Source organism: Vibrio sp. V03_P4A6T147, from assembly GCF_002241085.1.
Taxonomy (GTDB): domain Bacteria; phylum Pseudomonadota; class Gammaproteobacteria; order Enterobacterales; family Vibrionaceae; genus Vibrio; species Vibrio anguillarum.
Window position 1 is genome coordinate 1 of sequence record NZ_NDIO01000306.1, and the last position, 4,071, is coordinate 4,071.

The 4,071-nt window shown below is 40.7% G+C and carries 6 protein-coding genes; 4 read left to right on the forward strand and 2 right to left on the reverse strand.

Annotated features, from left to right (window positions below; translation table 11 throughout):
• Positions 1–87: 87 nt before the first annotated feature.
• Positions 88–420 carry a PBPRA1643 family SWIM/SEC-C metal-binding motif protein gene (locus B9J84_RS11955; protein ID WP_069573255.1) on the reverse strand — a complete coding sequence of 111 codons (333 nt, stop codon included), beginning with the start codon at positions 418–420 and terminating at the stop codon, positions 88–90.
• A 238-nt stretch (positions 421–658) separates the two neighbouring features.
• Between B9J84_RS11955 and B9J84_RS11960 the strand changes: the two genes are divergently transcribed.
• Together B9J84_RS11960 and B9J84_RS11970 are read left to right on the forward strand one after the other, a co-directional pair.
• Positions 659–1,270, forward strand: a complete 612-nt coding sequence (locus B9J84_RS11960; RefSeq protein ID WP_094124216.1) for a hypothetical protein — start codon at positions 659–661, stop codon at positions 1,268–1,270.
• A 75-nt stretch (positions 1,271–1,345) separates the two neighbouring features.
• Positions 1,346–2,035 (forward strand): FMN-binding negative transcriptional regulator, encoded by a 690-nt coding sequence (locus tag B9J84_RS11970; protein ID WP_404207188.1) that lies wholly within the window; start codon positions 1,346–1,348, stop codon positions 2,033–2,035.
• A gap of 197 nt (positions 2,036–2,232) precedes the next feature.
• On the opposite strand, the gene B9J84_RS11975 is transcribed toward B9J84_RS11970, so the two are convergent.
• On the reverse strand, positions 2,233–2,697 hold the full coding sequence (locus B9J84_RS11975) for a hypothetical protein (RefSeq protein WP_088729596.1): 465 nt from the start codon (positions 2,695–2,697) through the stop codon (positions 2,233–2,235).
• 314 nt (positions 2,698–3,011) lie between these two features.
• Between B9J84_RS11975 and B9J84_RS11980 the strand changes: the two genes are divergently transcribed.
• Positions 3,012–3,350: a hypothetical protein gene (locus tag B9J84_RS11980; protein ID WP_370685859.1), complete on the forward strand. Its 339-nt coding sequence runs from the start codon at positions 3,012–3,014 to the stop codon at positions 3,348–3,350.
• 150 nt (positions 3,351–3,500) lie between these two features.
• Positions 3,501–4,071 (forward strand): hypothetical protein (locus B9J84_RS11985; protein WP_143698862.1); only part of this gene is annotated, 571 nt, incomplete at its 3' end.

Consider the following 4,071-nt stretch of genomic DNA (forward strand, 5'->3'; position numbering starts at 1 on the left):
CGTTTTAACTTACGCGCAGAGCATCGTATAGTTTCTAGTTTATAAAAAAACCGTCAGAAGACGGCTTTGGACGTAATTATCGAGGGTTTAAGCACAGCACTTTTTATACTTTTTCCCGCTTCCGCAAATGCACGGTTCATTACGGTTTGGTGTTTTGTCATAGGTAATCGTTTTAGGTTTGTTTAATAGCGTATCAAGCTCAACAGTGTTCTCTGGTTGCTTTGAGTCAATGACAATATCAGCCACTATTGAGTGCTCAGAAAGTAATATTTCTATCTCTGCTTTACGAGCCTCGGTTGGGACGACAACATTGATTGGCGCCTCGTCAGTGCCTGCTTTTACATCACGATTTACGTTGTAGCCTGAAATGACGTGGTTTTGTCTAGCATCGATTCGACCTTTGAAAAATAGTTTGGACATTTGCAACTCACTGATGGATTGTTGTGGTGTAATTTGGCCGCGATTATACGGCACTATGGCAATTGATAAAGAAGTTCCTACAATGTGCATCGGATCACGGTATAACAAACGGCTCAAGAGGGATTGCCAACGCTTGGCGATTTTAGTGAAAAATTGAAGTTCAGTGTTTAAGTGTGTTTTTTAAGTCCGGCGGTGCGTTGTCAACCCCTTAGCCGGGCGTTATGCAGATGGAGAAAATATGATTCAGCTAAACCATATCGGGGAAGCCCTAGTATGCGAGCTTATTAACAACTCAGATGAGGTTCACTCTTTCCTGAAGGAAGTTTTAGCGCTTTCGTTTGACGAGTTCATAGCTGTTCCTGAAATTAGGCTAGACCCGTGCTCCGATTTGATATTCGATGGCGTACACAAAGTTGATATCTGCATTTTGGATGTACATTCAAAAACCTGTTTCCCTATTGAAGCAAAGCTAGGTTTAGATCGGTTAGCACAGAAAACCTTTGATGACCGTTTCCTTCACCCATGTAAAACCTCTCATAGTGGTTCTAGGGTTTCGGGTAGTATGATTTCAGTCATTGAGCGACAGCTTCCTGAACAATGTGATGGACACGATTTGTCAGTAACATATGAAGGCCATCGATATCTGCTAACCAAAGAATGGGCTCTTATCTCAAGGAAACAAGTTCATTCTAAGTGGGAAGTAAACGGCTTTCCGAATGTCTCTTCCAAATGTCGTCACTTAGTCTTCGAAGATGTGGCAAGAAAATACGGTAATAGCTATGACTTCAACACGTTAGTTTCGAAGTTGCTTAATGTAGACTTTTATCGAAAGTGGGTAGAATCTGCATAACAAATTGTTCAAGAGGGATTCGCAACGCGTGGCATTTTTACTATGCGTTGGTTTTAGTGTTTAAGGCGGTATGCGGTGGCATCGGTATTGCGTTGCTCACCCCTTAACAAGGCGTTAGCATTCAAGGAGAAAAGTTTGCACATTCCAGGGAAGTTTAAGCAAGATAATATTGATGTACTTGTCAATCTGATGCGTGAATATCCATTCGCAACAGTCATTACCTCTTCAAATTCAGCAATCGAGGCTAATCATCTTCCTTTATCTTTAATAGAGTTGGACGGTAAGTTACGTTTAAAGGGGCACATAGCTAAGGTCAATTCAGTTTGGCAAACCGCTAATCCAGCATCTGAGGTTCTGGTGATTTTTAACGGTCCAAATAGCTATGTATCTCCCAGTTACTATCCGACTAAGAAAGAGAATGGTAAGGCTGTACCGACATGGAATTATATTGTGGTGCATGTGAAGGGAAAAATTCGGTTTATTCACGAACCGCAATGGATATTGGAGGTTCTCGATCAGTTAACATCGGAACATGAGCAAGGGCAATCGGTGCCGTGGTCAATGTCAGATGCGCCGGAGGGATACATTCATAAAATGTTGCCTGCGGTAGTAGGTGTTGAAATTGAGGTAGAGTCACTCAGTGGTCAATGGAAATTAAGCCAGAATCATCCAGAGATAAATCAACAGGGTGTTGTTGAAGGCTTGTCTTCCAAAGATGATACAAACTCACAGGTTATCGCTTCACTTATGAGCGCTAATCTTTGACAAGAATGCTAACAAACGCCTCAAGAGGGACTGTCAACGCGTGGCGTTTCCAGTCCCAATGAGCCGCGGTGGTTACAGTTGTTGTGATTGAGTTTAGTGGTACTGCGTTGCCAGCCCCTTAGGCGGGCGTTATGCATCTTTAGCTCACAAATGGAGTAATAAGGCTGTTTTAACAGCCTTATTACAGGTTGGAAAAACTACTGTTCGAGAATTTCTACTTTATATGGAAACGAGGTATTTTCGAAGTTGCAGAACACTGCATTCGGGTGATGTTCCCTAATGTTTACTTGATCTTTGTTGTGAGGTTCAGCTAGTACTTCTGTTGTGCCATGTGAAGAGTAAACGGCCTCAAGATGCTCTTCGTCATTTAGTTGCCAAGCATGTATCGAACTAGCGTCAACAGAGACAAAGGGTTTTTCTGGGAACACGACTCCATTTCTTGTGTGTTCATCCAGATAGGTTTCTTTAGTCCCATCAACTCGATAATAAAATATGTCACTAGTTTTCTTGTACTTTTCAAGAACAAAAACAGTAGCATCTTCCTCGGTAGCAGAGCCAAGGAAATAGTCTTTGTTTTTTCCTGACCCCAGAGCTAGAAATCCAAAGCTCTTTCCGTCGTGAGTTGAGAGTTTGATTTTGACTTTTGTGCCAGCTTTTAACATTGTTAGTTCCTTTATCATAAGTAGGTTAATATTTGGTCAACAGCGCCAATGGCAAATGTATTCTCAATTGGCTGACATAGATAACTTAGTATAAAATTGATTGCATATCTATTGAGTTTGCATTTGTGTGATTATGGTCGTGTTTTTTTTGAATCCAAGAAGCATAACAAACGGCTCAAGAGGGATTGCCAACGCGTGGCGGCTTTGGTGCAAAATTGAAGTTCAGTGTTTACAATGTGTTTTTTGAGTTCGGCGGTGCGTTGTCAACCCCTTAGCCGGGCGTTATGCTCTAGGAGTAAAAATTGACCGAATTGATGAGAAAAGTCTTTTTAATCAATATAGTGGCCTTTTTGATTGTTTTCGCTTTATCTAATTATGTTCCTCTTTTTGCTACAACGCGGCCAGCTGATTTTTTGTTTTTTGTCGTGATTGTTATTTGGCTTTTAGCAAAGTTAATGTGGGAAGGTGGTATACACAGCAAAACGACACGATTAGATGATCCGGTTACCGATAAAGTATACAAAATGGTAAAGGGACATGATTTTGAAGAAGAGCAAGTTGAGCATTATCGAGCTAACTACCAAACAGGCTTGGTTCTCTTTATTGCAGGTTTACCCGCATTAATTGGTTGTCTAGTTCTACAGTTTACTTGAGCACAAGCATAACAAACGGCTCAAGAGGGATTGCCAACGCGTGGCGGCTTTAGTACAAAATTGAAATTCAGTGTTTATAGTGTGTTTTTTGAGTTCGGCTATGCGTCGTCAACCCCTTAGCCGGGCGTTATACAATTTTTAAGTGGATATATGAAAAGATACGAAAGTGTACAATTTAATGAGTCTTTGTTAGATGTAAGTCAGAACGTTGTTGATAGCTATGAATCTATATTAGGGGATATTTTTAAACGAGAGAGACTTGAAGTACCAGAGGCGTTACATCCACAAGCTGCAGAAATGTTTACGTTTATGTCTGCTCATATGTCATTTAAAATTGATGAGAGCGATCGTTTATATGAAGATTATACGGATGCTGTTAATTGCTTAGTGCTTTCGGAGTGTTTAACTGTCTGTGAGAAATCGACGACAACTCCGAGCTTTGTCCCTCCAAAAGCCCCAGATCCGTGGGTTAAATCTACGTTCGCATATCAGATGATGGTCGAGTTAAATAGAGAGCAAACCTCTCGAATGGTGAATGGGATGTGGAAAGTATTTTATGATAAAGATAATGACACAATGCATGCATGCTTGACTAAAAGTCAAAGAGCATCAGTTCTAATTGCCTTGGACCCTATGGCAAAGGAAAGTTACTTTCAATCTATTTTACCTATAGATCATGATTTCAATGATACTGATGAGCAGTACTACGCATATAGTTCAT